General features: G+C 53.5%; 1 rRNA gene. It reads left to right on the plus strand.

Annotated features, from left to right (window positions below):
• Nucleotides 1-2,084, plus strand: a 23S ribosomal RNA gene (locus VMT30_02665); the annotation flags it as partial.

Here is a 2,084-nt window from a genome sequence, read left to right on the forward strand (position 1 = left end):
ATAGGAGGTTTTAAGCGAACCCAGGGAACTGAAACATCTAAGTACCTGGAGGAAAGGACATCAACAGAGACTCCGTTAGTAGTGGCGAGCGAACGCGGACCAGGCCAGTGATACATCAAAGACAACCGGAACCTGTCAGGAAAGCAGGGCCTCAGAGGGTGATAGCCCCGTACGGGTAATGCGATGATGTATCCTTGAGTAAGGCGGAACACGTGTAATTCTGTCTGAACACGGGGGGACCACCCTCCAAGCCTAAGTACTCCTCAGCGACCGATAGTGAACCAGTACCGTGAGGGAAAGGTGAAAAGCACCCCGACGAGGGGAGTGAAATAGACCTGAAACCGGACACCTACAAACAGACGGAGCCCAAGATACGTTCTGGGTGACGTCGTACCTTTTGTATTATGGGCCAGCGACTTAATTTAACGAGCAAGCTTAAGCCGATAGGCGTATGCGCAGCGAAAGCGAGTCTGAATAGGGCGCCAAGTTCGTTGTATTAGACCCGAAACCTAGTGATCTAGCCATGAGCAGGTTGAAGGTGAGGTAACACTCACTGGAGGACCGAACGGGTGTCTGTTGAAAAAGACTCCGATGACTTGTGGTTAGGGGTGAAAGGCCAATCAAACTGGGAAATAGCTGGTTCTCCGCGAAAGATATTTAGGTATCGCCTCGGATGAATGCCTCAGGGGGTAGAGCACTGGATGGGCTAGGGGGACTTACCGTCTTACCAAACCCAACCAAACTCCGAATACCCGAAAGCAATATGCGGGAGTCACACGGCGGGTGCTAACGTCCGTCGTGGAGAGGGAAACAACCCGGACCTACAGCTAAGGCCCCTAATTCGTGGCTAAGTGGGAAAGGATGTGGAAATCCCAAAACAACCAGGAGGTTGGCTTAGAAGCAGCCATCCTTTAAAGAAAGCGTAACAGCTCACTGGTCTAAATAAGGGTTTCTGCGCCGAAGATGTAACGGGGCTCAAGCCACGAGCCGAAGCTTAGGGTGTAATCCGCAAGGGTTACGCGGTAGCGGAGCGTTCTGTAAGCCTGCGAAGGGCGACTCGTGAGAGCGCCTGGAGGTATCAGAAGTGCGAATGCTGGCATGAGTAACGACAAACACTGTGAAAGACAGTGTCGCCGAAAGTCCAAGGGTTCCTGCGTAAAGTTAATCTTCGCAGGGTTAGCCGGTCCCTAAGGCGAGGCCGAAAGGCGTAGTCGATGGGAATGCAGTGAATATTCTGCAGCCAGTGGATGGTGACGAATCTCGTATGTTGTCTGACCTTATTGGATTGGTCGGGCCTCGAAGAGGTTCCAGGAAATAGCCTCCACATTAGACCGTACCCCAAACCGACACAGGTGGACTGGTAGAGTATACCAAGGCGCTTGAGAGAACTATGTTGAAGGAACTCGGCAATTTACCTCCGTAACTTCGGGATAAGGAGGCCCATTGCATGCGCAAGCATGCCGTGGGGGCACAGACCAGGGGGTGGCAACTGTTTAACAAAAACACAGGGCTCTGCGAAATCGCAAGATGACGTATAGGGTCTGACGCCTGCCCGGTGCCGGAAGGTTAAGGAGAGGGGTTAGGGGGGTAACCCTCGAAGCTTTGAACCGAAGCCCCGGTAAACGGCGGCCGTAACTATAACGGTCCTAAGGTTAGATCAAACGCTAGCCCCCGCTCTCAGTAATGAGTGCGAGTGCATCCGGCTAAATGCTGGGACGTCTGAGTATCCGACGGTACTCGAAGCTCGAGTGACAATCCGATCGGTGCAGACAATCAGCAGGAAAGATCGAGCGCGCATCTTCGGCGTTCGAAATCCTCAGAGGCCATACGCCGGATCTCCAGCTTCCCGCTGGAGAATGAGATGGTCCGAGCTGCATGGCGACATGCAGAGGTGAGCGGAACAGAAACGACTCACCCGTTCCTTCAAGAACGTAACAAGGCTGAGCGAAATTCCTTGTCGGGTAAGTTCCGACCTGCACGAATGGCGTAACGACTTGGCCGCTGTCTCCGCGAGAGACCCGGTGAAACTGTAGCGCCAGTGAAGATGCTGGCTACCCGCGACTAGACGGAAAGACCCCGTGAAC

The sequence above is a fragment of the Candidatus Saccharimonadia bacterium genome, assembly GCA_035544015.1.
Taxonomy (GTDB): domain Bacteria; phylum Patescibacteriota; class Saccharimonadia; order UBA4664; family UBA4664; genus UBA5169.